Origin of the sequence: Lentzea sp. NPDC092896 (assembly GCF_044754905.1) — a bacterium.
Lineage (GTDB): Bacteria > Actinomycetota > Actinomycetes > Mycobacteriales > Pseudonocardiaceae > Lentzea.
The window spans coordinates 147,059-161,598 of sequence record NZ_JBIVPX010000008.1; the positions used below are offsets into that span (position 1 = coordinate 147,059).

The window sequence follows — 14,540 nt, forward strand, 5'->3', positions numbered from 1 at the left end:
GAGCGTTATCCCCGTCCGCCGAGGTCATCCGTAAGGACCAACGCGAGCTCACCGCGGGTCGCGATGCCGAGCTTCGCATAGGCGTTGGACAGGTGGTTGTCGACGGTCCGCACGGAGATCACCAATGACTCGGCGATCTCCTTGTTCGTCAGTCCTCGTGCGGCCAGCACGGCCACTTCGCGCTCACGGCGGGTGAGCTGTGTCAGCGTCATCCTCGCCAACGCGGGCGTCCGCGCGCCCTCGCAGTGCCTCACCAGCCGCGCGAACAACGCCCGGTTGCCCGACTCAGCGGCCGCTTCTGCCGCGAACAGCAGGTACCCGGCCTTCTCGAACCGCGCGACCACCTCTTCCAGCGCCGCGGAGTCGTTGCGCACCAACGCCTCCGCATGTGCGGCGTACACCGGGACCAGCAGCCCGGTCGTCGTGGCGGCGAGCTCGCGCAGTCGTTCCAGGGCGTCGGAGGCGTGGCCGAGCCGGACTGCCTCGTGCAGGAACACCGCCTCGGCGGCGAACTCGGTGTGCGCCCTGGCGTCCTCGGCCGCCTCGAACGGCGACGTCCCGCCCGCCCAGATCCGCGCCTGCCACAGCCCGATGCCGTACGGGCGCACTCCCGGCGGCGCCAGCTCTTCCGCTTCAGCGAGCAGCGAACGCGCGTCGTTGCCCAGCAACGCCTCCACGTGGGCGAGTTCGCAGAGCCGCACGAACGGCTGCACGGGCCGCGCCTCTCGCAGCAGGCGCCGCGCTTCGAGCAAACGGCCACCCGCCCGTGCCAGGCCTGCGCACGAAACAGCCCAGCTCGACCGCATGGAATCCCACTCGGCCTTCTCCCGATGTGCTTGCACGGCAAGACGATCCGCACGGACCAGTTCACCGTGCAAGGCGTGCACGAACACCTCGGAGAACGCGTTCATCTCGGCGCCCAGCCCCACGTCGGGGTTCGGTGGGACGACCGGGAACGGCCCCGTGTACCTGCCCTGCACGACGTCGATCATCGCGAGGATCGCCGCCTCACCGGGATCGGAGTCCGAGAGCAGTGCGCGAGCCTCGTCGTACCTGCCGGCGAAGAACAGGAGCGCGGCCCGGCCCGCCGGCATGACGATCATCTCGGCGGCTTCTTCTGTGCGTCCGAGCCCCCACCCCAGGTTCATCGCACGCATGGTGCGGACCTCGATCGGGTCGTCGTCCCTCGCGACTCGCGCGAAGATCTCCTCGGCCTCCTCCGCGCGATCCGTGAACACCAGCACGTATGCCAACTGCCGTGCGGCCTCCACGCCACCACCGACGGACCATGCGGCGCGTGCGAGTCGTTCTGCCAGAACAACGCCACCCGTCGCGCTGGCAAGATTCGCAGCTCTCAGCAGTAGTTCGGGATCGTCCGCCGTACCGCTGTCCAGACGCAACACAGCTACTCGCAACGGATCGTCGAGCACAGAAGCCAGGTACCGCTGATGGTTGCGCTTGCGCAGCGGAGGGCACTGCGCGCGCAACACCTCGCCGTACAACGGATGCGCGAGCCTCAGTCCGTCATCGGTCACGGTCACGAGCCCGTCCAACGCTTCCGACGCGGCCAGGTCCAGCGGCTCGCCGAACGCGAGCAGCTCCAGCACCCGGCGTTCCTCGGCGGGTACCTCGGCGAGATGCGCCTCGATCAGCTCCACCAGCCGTGGCGACAACGGCAGTGGACCGTCCAACGACCACACACCGCCGTGCGACACCCACTGCGCGGCGAAGTGCATCTCTCGCAGCAGCAACATGTTTCCCGCTGACGCCGTCCACAACCGATCGGCGGTAGCGCTGTCCAGCACGCCGCCGAGCACTGTCTCCAGCACCTCGACGACCGCGGCGCGTCCGAGCGGCTCGAGCTCGATGCGCGGCAGCAGCTCGTCCTTCCACAGCGCCACCACGGGATCCGGCGCGCGTTCGCCCGACCGCAGGGTCGCCACCACGACGGCTTCCCGGTGATGCACGAGCTGGTGCAACAGTGCCGCCGACGCGTCATCGAGCAGATGAACGTCGTCGACCACCACGACGCGATCGCGCAGCGCGGTCCGTGCGGCGGTCAACATCGCCAACGGCGAGGGATCGGCCGACGGCAAGAAGGGCGCCATCACGCCCAGTGGAATCTCCGACATCGCCGCTGTCGCACGCAACCGGACGTCACACCCGACCTCGTCCAACAGCCGTGTCTTGCCCACGCCGGCAGGACCAGCCACGATCAGCCCCGCACCACGCAGCGCGCGCCGGACCGCGGCGAGTTCGGCGTCCCTCCCCACGAACGGCCACCCCACCCCGTCAGGCTAGGTGATCCCCGCCATCAAGATGGGTGATCACCTACTCATGCCTCTGACCAGCGCGAACACCACGATGACGGCATGAGCTTCTTCACCGATCCGACCCCGTACTTCGACGAGTGGCGTGAGCGGGGGCCCACGTTGATCGATACCCCGGACGGCCAGAGGTCGTGGATCATCAGCCGCTACGACGACGTCGTGCAGGCACTCGGTCACCCCGACCTCAGCAGCGCCATCATCCCCGGCGGCATGCTGAACCACACCGACCCGCCGGAGCACACCCGGTTGCGCAAGCCCATCGCGCGCGCGTTCTCCACACGGCGGATGGAAGCGCTACGGCCACGCATCGAGGAGATCGCCAACGAGCTGCTCGACGCGTGGGAGGGCGCGGAGGAGGTGGACGTCGTCGAGACGTTCGCCTATCCGCTGCCGATCACCGTCATCTGTGAACTCCTAGGTGTGCCCAAAGAGGACAGAGACGAGGTCCGGAAGCTGACCGCGGAGCTGCTCGCACCGGCGACCATGGCCGAGGCCTACGGCAGGTTCACCGCCTACGCGCAGGATCTCGTGCGCACCAAAGAGCCCGGTGACGACGTCATCACCGAGCTCCGCGACGAACCGAACCTCGTGAACACCCTTGTGTTGCTCATCACAGCGGGTCATGAGACGACCTCGCAGCTCATCGGCAGCGGCCTGCTCGCCCTGCTGCGCGATCCCGCCCTGAGGCGGTCGCTGGTCGACGATCCGATCCTGATTCCGGAGGCCGTCGAGGAGTTCCTGCGCCACGACGGTCCGTTCGCTGTGGGCGTGGGTCGTGTCGCCACTGCCGACGTGGTGATCGGAGGGGTCACGATTCCGAGATCTTCGCAGGTCACCGTCTCACTTGGGGCGGCGAACCGGGATCCGTCCCGGTACTCCGATCCGGACGTGCTGCAGCTGGGTCGAAACCCACACGTCGGGTTCGGTCACGGGATCCACTACTGCGTGGGGGCGCGGCTGGCGCGTATCGAGGGCGAGATCGCGTTCGGAACGCTCCTTCGACGATTCCCGGAACTCGTGCTCGCCGCTGAGCCCGAGTGGCGGGAGTCATTCATCCGAGGCTTGGGATCATTTCGCGTGCGACCGAAGCCCTGACAGCGGCACGAGCCGCCACCAGGTCGTCGACCGCGTAAATCTCGGGGCAGGACGCGATGACCAGGTCCTTGTCTGACGCGACCGTCAGCAAAGAAGCTTTCTCAGTCAACGACTTGGCTTGCCGCACAACTCCCTTGGCATCAACGCGGATCAACGTGACCCACGTCTCTGACCAGGGAAAGTCGGCGACGGCGCTGGATTTACGCAGGCCTTCCACATCGAACTCGGCAAATCTGGGCATGACACCAAGATAACGAGTCGAGGTAGCGGAAAGGCAAAGATCACCCTTTCACCGCAATGCAGCCAGCAGATGGGACAGGTTGACACCAACGGCGTCCGCCAACCGGCGCACGACTTCCGGAGCGGGTGCCAACGGGTGTGTCTCGCGGGTGAACGGGAGGCCTTCACCGCCCGAAAACTTCGATTGCGGCGTAACGGGCGCGAGGATCGGGTAGACGCGCCAGCGCGGCACCTTCGAGTCCGCCATGGCGAGAGTGTTCTCGTGCCACAACATCACGGCGGATGACCGAATGTTGCGCGCGAGGACGCAGCCGTGGCCCGTGAGCGTGATCGCGCGCGCAGCGGCCCGCACGGCGTTGCGGAACTCGCCCTCGACCACCCACACGCCGTTCATGAACTCCGCGGTGAACCCCTCGGTCTCCAGCGCGGCGATCGTCTCGGCGTGCTGGTCGTCCGCCGCGGCCGTGGCCAGTTCGACGACCTCCCGCACCTCCGACTCCGTCACGACGCGCGCACCGGCCTCGGTGGAGGCGTGCAGGAGCCGTTCGACGTGGCGGTCCTCCGCGTAGGCCGCCCACTCCTGGGCCTTCTCCCACGCCGACCGTGCGATGACATCGGCCTCGGAACCGCCGCGCAGCCGTGCGTCCTGCAGCAGCTGTGCGAGCACCACGGCGATGACAGAGCTCAGCAGGGCGTCGTCACGTGACTCGTCGTCCTCGGGCACGAGAGAGACGACCAGGTCGCGCAGATCGGCACGCCAGCTCTCGTCGCCCGCCCACACACCGATGGCGAGCAGGTTCAGGTAGTGGTCCGCGAGGGCCATCCGCACGAGCAACGGCTGGGTGCCCGCTTCTCGTGCGTCGCGGCGCGCGGTCGCCTTCATCTGCTGCCGTTCCGCGGGATCCACCACGCTCACGCGGATCTTGTCGAGTTCGTCGAGGAAGTCGTCCCACCGGTCGTCCGAAAACCGGGCGAAGACGTCGTCCACCTGTTACCTCCAGCTCAGAGTCGAGCGACGGACTCGAGTACTCGTCTGGTGCGCGCCACCTCGTGCGCGCGAAAGACCGCGGCGCCCGCCAACGCCGCGATCACGGTCGCGACGAGGGTGCCCTCGACGCGCTCGTGCAGTTCCACGCCGAGGGTCTCCCCGACGAAGTCCTTGTTGGACAACGCCATCAGCACCGGCCACCCGGTCGCCACCAGCTCGTCCGTGTGCCGCACCAGCGCGAGGCTGTGCCATGTGTTCTTGCCGAAGTCGTGTGTGGGGTCGATCAGCACGCTCTTGCGAGGCACACCGAGCGCGACCACCCTCTCCGCGCGCGTCGTCGTCTCCGCGATGACGTCCGCGACGAGGTTCGGATAACTAACCCTATGCGGACGCGTGCGGGGCCGCGCACCGCCCGTGTGCGAGCAGACATAGCCGGCGCCGTACTCCGCGGCGACCTCGGCCAGCTGCGGGTCCGCGCCCGCCCACGTGTCGTTGAGCAGGTCGGCACCGGCCTCGCAGACGAGCCGGCCGACGTCGGCGCGCCAGGTGTCGCTGCTGATGATCAGATCCGGGTAGGCGGCGCGCACGCGGGCGATGAACGGCACGACGCGACGCACTTCCTCGCCGGAGTCGACCAGATCACCGGGGCCCGCCTTCACACCGCCGATGTCCACGATGTCCGCGCCCTCGTCCACGACGCGGTGCACGGCCTCCATGGCCACGTCCTCGGCGTAGGTGGCGCCCTTGTCGTAGAACGAGTCCGGGGTGCGGTTGATGATCGCCATCACCAGCGCGTGGTCGCGGACGACGGTCCGGCCGCGGAACTGGAGCTCGATCACATCCCGTGTCTACCAGGTGGTCCCCGACCTTTGCACATGGCGGACGTCTCATACTGCATGGCGTGGAACTGGTGAAAGCGGTCGACGCGCTCTGGCAGCGCGGCTGGCTGCCGTACGACCTTCGCGAGATCGTGTCGCGTTCGCTCGACGAGTCGGCCGCGTCCCTCGTGGTGGACGTGATCGCTTTGTCCTGTTCGCCGCATCACGAGGCGACGGTGCATCCGCGGTGGCAGCGTCAGCTCGACGAGATCGGCGCCTCCGTGTGGTGGGAGGGGCTGCTGCTGGAGGCGTGGGCGACGCGTCACATCGAGACACGGGCCTATGCGAATCGCACGGCCGCCGAGCTGTTGAAGTTCCTCGGGCGGTTGCCTTCGTTGCCGCAGATCCTGCCGTTGCCGGGCGACGTGTTGATGTCCGCCGTGCGCGCGGGTCTGGACCCGAAGGTGCTCAACCGGGTCCGGGGGCTGCTCGCGAAGGCCGAGTCGACGGCGTTCCCCGAGGAGGCGGAAGCGCTGTCGGCCAAGGCGCAGGAGCTGATGAACCGGCACGCGCTGGAGCGGGCGATGCTCGACGCGGATCTGCCGGCGGAGGCGACGTCGCGGCGGATGTGGCTGGACAAGAGCTACTTCAAGGAGAAGTCGCAGCTCGTGCACGTGGTCGCGGAGGCGTTCCGGTCGCGGGCGGTGGCCTACGACGGGTTCGGGTTCATCGCTCTCGTGGGTGACGAGGTGGACCTGGAGAGCGTGGAGCTCCTGTCGACGTCTCTGCTCGTGCAGGCGACACGGGCGATGGTGGCCATCGGCGGACCGGCCGGGAAGGGCAGCGAGGCGCGCTCACGGCCGTTCCGGAAGGCGTTCCTGGTGGCGTACGCGTCGCGGATCGGGGAGCGGCTGGAGGCGATGGCGGCCGTGCCGGTGTCCCCGGACGACCCGATCGTCTCGGACGAGCGGCTGCTGCCGGTGCTCGCGGACCGCAAGCAGGCCGTGGACACGTTGTTCGAGCAGATGTTCACGCGCACGCGCACCTCACGTGTGACGGTGCGGTCCGCCGCGGGATGGGGCGCGGGACGTGCGGCCGCCGACCGCGCCGACATCGGTGGTGGCAGAAGTGCCGTGACGTCCGGCCAGGCGTGACCCCCACCCCTTCGAGTGAACTCCCCGCGCACAAAGGCCTCCCCGGCGGTCCACCCCGGAAAAAGAGTCAGACCCCCTCCCTAACGTCGACCCCATGACATCCACCTTCCACAACGAGATCAAGCTCGGCGAGGTCAACTACCGGCTGAGCGCGACGACCGACTCCGACGAATCGATGGTGCTCGACCTGCTGGGCTCGCTCGACTCGGGCGAGGTGGTCGCGGACGGCCGCCTGCGGCTGCCGGTCGAGGGCGGCACCACGATCGGCAAGCTCCTCGGCCGCGTGCTGAGCGCCCACACGCGCCTGCGCAGCCGCTCGTCCCGCCACGCGAACGCCAACCAGCCCTGGACGGAATCCCTCGACACCGACCTGCGCACCACCTGGCTCACCCCGACCGACCTGCCCTCCCCCACGCTCATCAGGTCCCTGGCCGACACCATGGAGCGCTCCCCCACGGCCATCCGCGCCCGCCTGGCCAGGGTGGGCTGCGATCCGGACGTGCCCGGCCGCGAACTCTCCGCCACAGCCGCCGTGCTGCTAGGGGGAAAGTCAGGGGCCACTCAGGGAAAGACCTGATTCGCGAGGCCCGCGCCCGGCGCACTCTGGAGTAGCAGGCACCAGAGTCTCAGGGGGTAAACAGTGGAAATCGGCGGCTTGTTCACCGCGCTGCTCTTCGGAGCCATCATCGGCGGTCTGGGCCGCCTGGTGATCCCAGGCAGGCAACACGTCTCGCTGCTCGCGACCATCCTCGTAGGCATCGTCGCCGCCCTGCTGGGCACCGCGGCCGCCACGGTCCTGGGCGTCGCGAACACCTCGGGAATCGACTGGATCGAACTGGCCCTGCAGGTAGGCCTCGCCGGCGCCGGCGTGACCCTGCTGGCCAACCGCTCCAAGCCGAAACTCCACCGCTGACCCTCCGGGCAAGGGCGGCCCTACGGCCGCCCACCCACCCGTCCGCCCAAACCCGAGCCGCCACGCCGTCCGCGCGCCCACACGCCACCGCGCCGGACCGCACGGCGCCCAACGGGTCCCCAGCCGACGCACCCGGCCCCCGCACATAGCTCGCCAGCTGCCGCCATCGATCCGAGCCGCGCTGCCTCCCGCGCCTTGACGCGCCGAACCCCAGCGCCCCAACGGATCCCGCGACATCAGCGGATGGCTGTCTCTCGCCACCGACCGGCGAAATCTGGTCCGCGACTGCCGCGATCCAGGCTGCGCCGCGCTCGCGTCGCGAACACCTGCGCCCAACCCGTCACGGATCCGCAGGCACGGAATCCATCGCCACAGCCATCGAACCGACGCATCTCGTCACCACGCCACCGTCCCCGGGCAACGGCACTCGGCGCCTCAACGGATCCGCAGCGACAGTCCCAGGCGACTCAACAATGCCGTAGCGACGGCACCCGGCGCCTCAACGGAATCCACAGCGACGGCACCGGGCCGCCCGCCGCCACCACATCACTTCAACTCACACCACCACCTTCCGACTAGACGCGGCTCCATCACCCCCGAACCGTCCGCCCCGACCCCAAGTCATCCGCCCTCAACCCGAACCGTCCGCCCCCAACCCCAAACTTCCGCCCTCAACCTGCCACTCACCACCCCAACCGTCCGTCTTCAACCCCAACCTGTCCGCCCTTGACCCCAACCTGCCGCCCCTCACCCCCGAATCTGCCGCCCACAACCCCACCCCGGTCCGCCCCACCCCATCCGCCCCCACTTCCGAATCCCCCGCAAGCCGCTGACCCAGCCGCTGCCGAAAGGAGGCCCACCCAGGCCCGATCTGCCCACTCCCCCGGCCAATGCCGTCCGCCCTGAACCCGAACCACCCCAGAAGATCAGCGAACGTTCACCCCGCGGACGACTCGATCAGCCACACTGCGCGCCTCCGAGCTGTTCGAGGAGGACCAGTGGTCCGATTGTGCACAGGCCTGGTGGCCTTGGTGTTGCTCGTGTCGGCCGCGCCGGCCGAGGCGTCGGTGCCGTCGCGGTTCCAGCGCTTCGACACGATGTCGGTGTTCCGGAACAGCTCGGCGGGCGAACACACGGCCGCCGAGATCGCGGCCGCCACCGCGGACGGCAAGCTGGTCGTCTACACCGACTCGCCCGGTCGCCGGATCGGGTTCGCCAAGGCGGGTCAGAAGTTCACGCCGGACGGTGTGCTGCCGATGCCCGGCGAGCCGACGTCCGTCGACATCATCGGCGGGCTCGCGCTGGTCGCGGTCAACACGTCGAAGTCGTACGCCGAGCCGTCGGGCGTGCTGGTGGTCGTGGACCTCGGCAGGCGGGACGTCGTCGCGACGCACGACCTCGGTGGCCAGCCGGACTCGATCGACATCTCCAAGGACGGCCGGTACGCGGCCATCGCGATCGAGAACGAGCGCGACGAGGACGTCAACGAGGGTGCGATCCCGCAGGCTCCCGCGGGTTTCCTGACCATCGTCGACCTGGTCGGGCGCGGGCCGGCGTCGTGGCAGCTGCGCAAGGTCGAGCTGACCGGGATCGCGCAGGTCGCGCCGACCGACCCCGAGCCGGAGTACGTCAGCATCAACGGGCGCGACCAGGTGGCCGTCACGCTGCAGGAGAACAACCACATCGCGATCGTGGACCTGCGCTCCAGCAGGATCGTGCGGCACTTCTCGGCGGGCACGGCCACGGTCGGCGGCGTCGACACCAAGGACGACGGGAAGTTCTCGCCGACCGAGACCATCACCGCCGCCCGCGAGCCCGACGCCGTCGCCTGGCTGGACGACCACACGCTCGGCACCGCCGACGAGGGTGACTACCTCGGCGGCTCGCGCACGTGGACGATCTTCGACGCGGACTCCGGCAAGGTCGTGTTCTCCTCGGGCAACGAGCTTCAGCAGATCGCCGTCAGGCAGGGCCAGTACCCGGACGGCCGATCCGACAACAAGGGCGTCGAGCCGGAAGGCCTGGCCGTCGCCACCTTCGGGCGCGACAGGTACGCGTTCGTCGGCATGGAACGCGCCAACCTCGTCGCGGTGTACGACGTGAGCAACCCGCGCAGGCCGCGTTTCCTGCAGGCGTTGCCGACCGGCGTCGGGCCGGAGGGCCTGCTGCCGATTCCCGCGACCGGCACACTCGTGGTCGCCGCAGAAGAGGACTCGGCGGCGGACGGCATCCGCTCATCACTCAGCGGATACCGCCTGACCCGCACACCGCTGGCGTTGTCGTTGGCGCACAACCAGGGCACGCCGTCGATCGTGTCGGACGGCATCGGATTCGGCGCGCTGTCAGGACTTTCCGGAGTCCCTGGCAACCACCGCGACGTCGCAGCCGTGACGGACTCGGCCTACAGCCCGACCCGGATCCTGACCATCGACACCATCTCGGCACCCGCGAAGGTCCGCAGGGAACTGACGCTCACCAAGGACGGCAAGCCGGTCGGCTACGACGGCGAGGGCATCGCCGCGCGCAAGGGCGGCGGCTACTGGATCGCGGTCGAGGGCGACGGCAAGCAGAAGCCGAACCTGCTCGTCGAGGTCGGCCCCGACGGCGCCGTCTCCAGGGAGATCCCGCTGCCGGAGGCGATCGCGAAGACCGCCACCAGCAACGGGTTCGAAGGCGTGACCGTGATCGGCGGCGGCAGGTCCGAGCAGGTGTGGCTGGCCGTGCAACGGGAGTGGAAGGCCGACAAGCCCGGCCAGGCCACGCTGGCCAGGTTCACCCCGGCGACCGGCGAGTGGGCGTTCGCCGCGTACCCGCTCGACGCCCCGCAAACGGGTGCGTGGATCGGCCTGTCCGAGATCACCGCGCTGAACGACCGCACGCTCCTGATCCTCGAACGCGACAACCAGCGCGGCGACGCCGCCAGGACCAAGAAGGTCTACCGCGTCGACATCAGCGGCCTGACGCCGGTGCCGGCAGGAGCCGAAAAGCCTTTGGTGTCCAAGAAACTGACCAAGGACCTCGTCCCCGCGCTCAAGGCCGACGGCGCCGCCACGCACGACAAGCCGGAAGGTCTCGCCGTGATCGGCGACGGCCCCGTCAAGCGGCTGGTCGGCGTCGTGGACAACGACGGTCTCGACGACGCTCCCGGCGAGTCGGTGTTCCTCCGCCTCGGCCGGCTGTTCTAGTCGCCGGGCTTCAGGGCGAGGTAGGCCGGGCGCAACAGCTCGGCCAGCGACGACCGGCCGACGGTGATCGGCACCCCGTCGAGCTGGTCGAGCACCGCGTCCGTGCGCACCGCCGCGGTCGGATCGCCGAGGTTGATGCTCGTGGCGGTCTGCTTCTGCCAGAACGTGTCCAGGCACCTCGTCAGCGGCGGCGCCTCCTCGCGAACCACGGTGGAACGCACGGTCCCGCGCAGCATGCGGAGGCGGTCGAGCAGTTCCTCACGGCCGCGGCCGCGCCAGGCGAGGATCTCGAACGGGTCCTTGTCGAACGACTCGGCCAGCAGGTAGCAGGTGGCGGCGAGGTGCTTGCACGGCACCTCCCAGTCCGGGCAGCTGCAGTCCATCGTCAGCTCGCGCTGCGTCGCGGGGAAGAGCCGCAGCCCCAGCGAGGCGAACAGCGTCTCGATGTCGGCGGGCATCTCGCCGGCCAGCAACTTGGCGGCGTACAGGGCTTTTCCGGCCAGGGCGTGCTCGATGCGCTGCCATTCCTGGCCGGTGAACGACTTGATCGCGATCCGCGTCTTGTACGGGGTGGGACGCGAGCCCTGCACCAGCGCGACGACCATGCTCGTGGACAGCGACAACGACAGAACCTGGCCCTGCCGCGCGTAGTTGCGGCCGCGGGTCAGCCGCCCGCCCATGCCGAACGACTCCAGCACCTCGATGAACCGCCGCGACCACCAGGTGGCGCCGATGTCACCGCGCTTGCTCGTCGCCTTGATGCCGTTGTCCACCTTGATGGTCTTGCCGTACCGGGGGCGTTCGCCCGACCAGTGCTCACTCACCGATGGCCTCCCCGGACAGCGTCAGCAGGTCCCGCAGCTGCGAGGTGGACAGGTCGGTGAGCCAGTTCTCGCCGGCGCCGACCACCAGCTGGGCCAGAGCGCGCTTCTCCTCGATCATGGCGTCGATGCGTTCTTCCAGCGTGCCGATGCAGACGAACTTGCGCACCTGCACGTTGCGGCGCTGGCCGATGCGGAACGCGCGGTCGGTCGCCTGGTCCTCGACCGCCGGGTTCCACCAGCGGTCCAGGTGGATCACGTGGTTGGCGGCGGTGAGGTTGAGACCGGTGCCGCCCGCCTTGAGAGACAACAGGAACAGCGACGGACCCTTGCTGTCCTGGAAGCGCTCGACCATGCGGTCGCGGGACGCCTTGTTCGTGCCGCCGTGCAGGAACATCACCTCGGTGTCGAAGCGCGCGGCCAGGTAGGGCACGAGCATGCTGCCGAACTCGGTGAACTGCGTGAAGCACAACGCCTTGTCGCCCTCGGCGAGCACTTCCTCCAGCACCTCCTCCAGGCGCGCGAGCTTGCCGGAGCGGCCGGCGACGCGGGAGCCGTCGCCGAGGAAGTGGGCCGGGTGGTTGCAGACCTGCTTGAGCTTCGACATGGTCGCGAGCACCAACCCCTTGCGGCCGATGCCTTCCGCTTCCTCGATCTTCTCCAGCATGTCGTTGACGACGGCCTGGTAGAGCGAGGCCTGCTCGGTGGTGAGGTTGCACAGCTGGCGCATCTCGACCTTGTCGGGCAGGTCGCTGATGATGCGCGGGTCGGTCTTCACGCGGCGCAGCACGAACGGGTTCGTGATCTTGCGCAGGCGCGCGGCGGCGCCCTGGTCGTTGTGGCGCTCCACGGGGACGGCGAAGCGGGCGCGGAACGTGTTGACCGTGCCCAGCACACCGGGGTTGGCGAAGTCCATGATCGACCAGAGCTCCGCCAGGCGGTTCTCGACGGGCGTTCCGGTCAGCGCGACGCGGTGGCGTGCCTTGATCTGGCGCACGGCCTGGGACTGGCGAGTAGCGCTGTTCTTGATGTTCTGCGCCTCGTCGAGCACCACGCGGTCGAAGGTGAGGTCGCTCAGCGCGTCGGCGTCGCGGGCCGCCAGCGCGTAGGTGGTGAGGATCAGGTCGTTGCTCTCCACCGCTTCGCGCAGCGCGTCGCCGTCCAGGCGGTCCGCGCCGTGGTGCACGTGCACCGAGAGTTCCGGGGTGAACCGCGCCGCTTCGCGTTGCCAGTTGCCTACGACCGACATCGGGCAGATCAGCAACGTCGGCGGCCTCTTGCCGTGGCTGCGGTTCAACGCTTCCAGCGCCAGCAGCTGAACCGTCTTGCCGAGGCCCATGTCGTCGGCCAGGCACGCGCCCAGGCCGATCTTGTCGAGGAACGCGAGCCAGGCCAGGCCGCGTTGCTGGTAGGGGCGCAGCTGGGCGAGGAAGTTCTCCGGCGGCTCAACGGGTTCGATCTGCTCGTCGGCCTTGCCGGACAACAGGTCGCCGAGCCAGCCGTCGGCCTCGACGGACATCAGCGGCAGCGGCAGGCTCTCGTCCTCCTCGGTGAGTCCACTGTGGAGCATCACCTCGGCCGCGGTCATCTGCCCGCCGCCGCGCTTGAGGAACGCGAGTCCCGCGGCGAGTCGCTTCTGGTCGACCTGCACCCACTGGCCGCGCACCTTGACCAGCGGCACCTTCGCCCTGGCCAGTTCGGCGAGCTCGGCGTCGGTCAGCGTGTCGTCGCCGAGGGCGAGCTCCCACTTGTAGTCCACAATGGACTTCAGGCCGATCTCGCTCTCCTTGGCGACGGTTCCGGCCGTGCCGCGGCTCTTCGCGGTGAGCTTCAGGCCGAGCTTCGTCGTCTGCTGCCACCACGACGGCAGCAGCACGCCGAACCCGGCCTGCGCGAGCACGGGCGCCGCGGTCAGGAACCGGTACGCGCCTTCAGCGTCGACCTCCAGCTCGGCCGGGTGCGAGCCGCGCAACGCCTCGTCCAGCTCGGGATGCAGCTTGCTCGCACGGCCGAGGTCGGCCAGAAGATGTTCCTGCGGCGCCGGGATCCAGCGTCGCAGCACGCCGTCGTCCGCGAACCACACCTGCTGCGCCGGCACGAGAACACTCGGTTCGTCGACGGCCTGCAGCAGGAACTCGATGGCCCACTCGTCGTCCTCGCGCTGCTCGGGGGAGCGCAGCCGGAAGCACGTGCGCACCGGGCTCTCGTTGCCGGCGCTGTCCCGCCAACGGTCCAGTTGCTCGCGCAGTTCGTAGAGCTCGACCGGGTCGGCGTCGAACGCGGGCTCACCGGTGAGCGCGGCGAGCCACGACTCCGCCGTCGTCACGCGGCCTCGCCGGTCCGGGGCGAGCGCCGCGCCGTTCAACCGGCTGCGCACCTGCTCGTCGACCGCGGTCGTGAGGGCCGCGCGCACGAGTTCCGCCGGGTCGCTGACGATCTCCTCGCACCGGCAGGCGGGCGGCATCGCGGCCTGCAGCGCAGCGAACCGCGCCGAGTCCGTTCCCGACAGCACCGGCACCCACCGCGCGACGGCCCGTTCCGGCGCGACCGAGGGCAGCACGCGGCCGCGATCGACCAGGTCGGCGGCGAACCCGGCGACGTCGAACACGAACCGCGCGGAGTCGCTCAGCCGCATCTCGCCGCCGAGTTCCGGGGCACCGTCGAGGCGGATCGTGGGGACACCCCACTGTCGCAACTGGACCTTGCCGCGCGGCGCCCGTCCCGCCGTCAGCGGGTCGCGGACCAGCTCGGGCGAGGCCATCGGACCCGACGAGAACGACGGCAACAGCAACGCTCGCGTGGTCGTTTTGAGCGGTTCCTGCCCGAGCGCGCCGGCCAGCGACTCGGCCGTCGCCGCGAACGGGTGTGGTGCGTCCCGTCGCGTGCTCTCACTGCGTGCGGGCAGCCCGGAGTCTTCGGCCCACAGCGCGAGGACGCCGTCGGTCGTGCACAGGCCATGCAGTACGAGCACCTCCGAACCCTATGTGCTCACATTG

The 14,540-nt window shown here is 69.3% G+C and carries 11 protein-coding genes; 5 read left to right on the plus strand and 6 right to left on the minus strand.

Going from position 1 to position 14,540, the window contains the following annotated elements; all coding sequences use genetic code 11:
* Positions 1-5 precede the first annotated feature (5 nt).
* A complete protein-coding gene (locus ACIQF0_RS33340) occupies positions 6-2,273 on the minus strand; it encodes a LuxR C-terminal-related transcriptional regulator (RefSeq protein WP_401036232.1) in 2,268 nt (755 codons plus the stop codon).
* Between the two features lie 99 nt (positions 2,274-2,372).
* On the opposite strand from ACIQF0_RS33340, the gene ACIQF0_RS33345 reads away from it, so the two are divergent.
* On the plus strand, positions 2,373-3,425 hold the full coding sequence (locus ACIQF0_RS33345; protein WP_401036234.1) for a cytochrome P450: 1,053 nt from the start codon (positions 2,373-2,375) through the stop codon (positions 3,423-3,425).
* On the opposite strand, the gene ACIQF0_RS33350 is transcribed toward ACIQF0_RS33345, so the two are convergent.
* Genes ACIQF0_RS33350 through folP form a run of 3 tightly spaced genes read right to left on the minus strand, consistent with a single transcriptional unit; the run spans position 3,382 to position 5,492 of the window.
* Positions 3,382-3,666: a hypothetical protein gene (locus ACIQF0_RS33350; protein ID WP_093598851.1), complete on the minus strand. Its 285-nt coding sequence runs from the start codon at positions 3,664-3,666 to the stop codon at positions 3,382-3,384. The genes ACIQF0_RS33345 and ACIQF0_RS33350 overlap by 44 nt on opposite strands.
* A 48-nt stretch (positions 3,667-3,714) precedes the next feature.
* Positions 3,715-4,653, minus strand: coding sequence for a hypothetical protein (locus ACIQF0_RS33355; RefSeq protein WP_401036237.1), 939 nt, complete (start codon positions 4,651-4,653; stop codon positions 3,715-3,717).
* A 14-nt stretch (positions 4,654-4,667) separates the two neighbouring features.
* Positions 4,668-5,492 (minus strand): dihydropteroate synthase, encoded by an 825-nt coding sequence (gene folP / locus ACIQF0_RS33360; RefSeq protein ID WP_360048870.1) that lies wholly within the window; start codon positions 5,490-5,492, stop codon positions 4,668-4,670.
* 62 nt (positions 5,493-5,554) lie between these two features.
* Here folP and ACIQF0_RS33365 point away from each other — a divergent pair, with 62 nt between their 5' ends.
* From ACIQF0_RS33365 to ACIQF0_RS33380, 4 genes are all read left to right on the plus strand, one after another.
* Positions 5,555-6,625: a DUF2786 domain-containing protein gene (locus ACIQF0_RS33365; RefSeq protein WP_401036240.1), complete on the plus strand. Its 1,071-nt coding sequence runs from the start codon at positions 5,555-5,557 to the stop codon at positions 6,623-6,625.
* Positions 6,626-6,719: 94 nt separating this feature from the next.
* The gene (locus tag ACIQF0_RS33370; RefSeq protein ID WP_401036242.1) at positions 6,720-7,202 is read left to right on the plus strand and encodes a hypothetical protein; all 483 of its coding nucleotides are present in this window, start codon (positions 6,720-6,722) and stop codon (positions 7,200-7,202) included.
* A gap of 63 nt (positions 7,203-7,265) precedes the next feature.
* Positions 7,266-7,538 carry a GlsB/YeaQ/YmgE family stress response membrane protein gene (locus ACIQF0_RS33375; protein ID WP_401036244.1) on the plus strand — a complete coding sequence of 91 codons (273 nt, stop codon included), beginning with the start codon at positions 7,266-7,268 and terminating at the stop codon, positions 7,536-7,538.
* A 998-nt stretch (positions 7,539-8,536) separates the two neighbouring features.
* The gene (locus ACIQF0_RS33380) at positions 8,537-10,723 is read left to right on the plus strand and encodes an esterase-like activity of phytase family protein (protein ID WP_401036246.1); all 2,187 of its coding nucleotides are present in this window, start codon (positions 8,537-8,539) and stop codon (positions 10,721-10,723) included.
* Here the strand turns inward: ACIQF0_RS33380 and ACIQF0_RS33385 are convergent.
* Entirely contained in the window at positions 10,720-11,547 is an 828-nt protein-coding gene (locus ACIQF0_RS33385) for an SWIM zinc finger family protein (RefSeq protein ID WP_360040291.1), read from the minus strand. The two genes, ACIQF0_RS33380 and ACIQF0_RS33385, sit on opposite strands and share 4 nt — an antisense overlap.
* On the minus strand, positions 11,540-14,515 hold the full coding sequence (locus tag ACIQF0_RS33390; protein WP_401036248.1) for a DEAD/DEAH box helicase: 2,976 nt from the start codon (positions 14,513-14,515) through the stop codon (positions 11,540-11,542). The genes ACIQF0_RS33385 and ACIQF0_RS33390 overlap by 8 nt, the downstream gene beginning before the upstream one ends.
* Between the last annotated feature and the right edge of the window lie 25 nt (positions 14,516-14,540).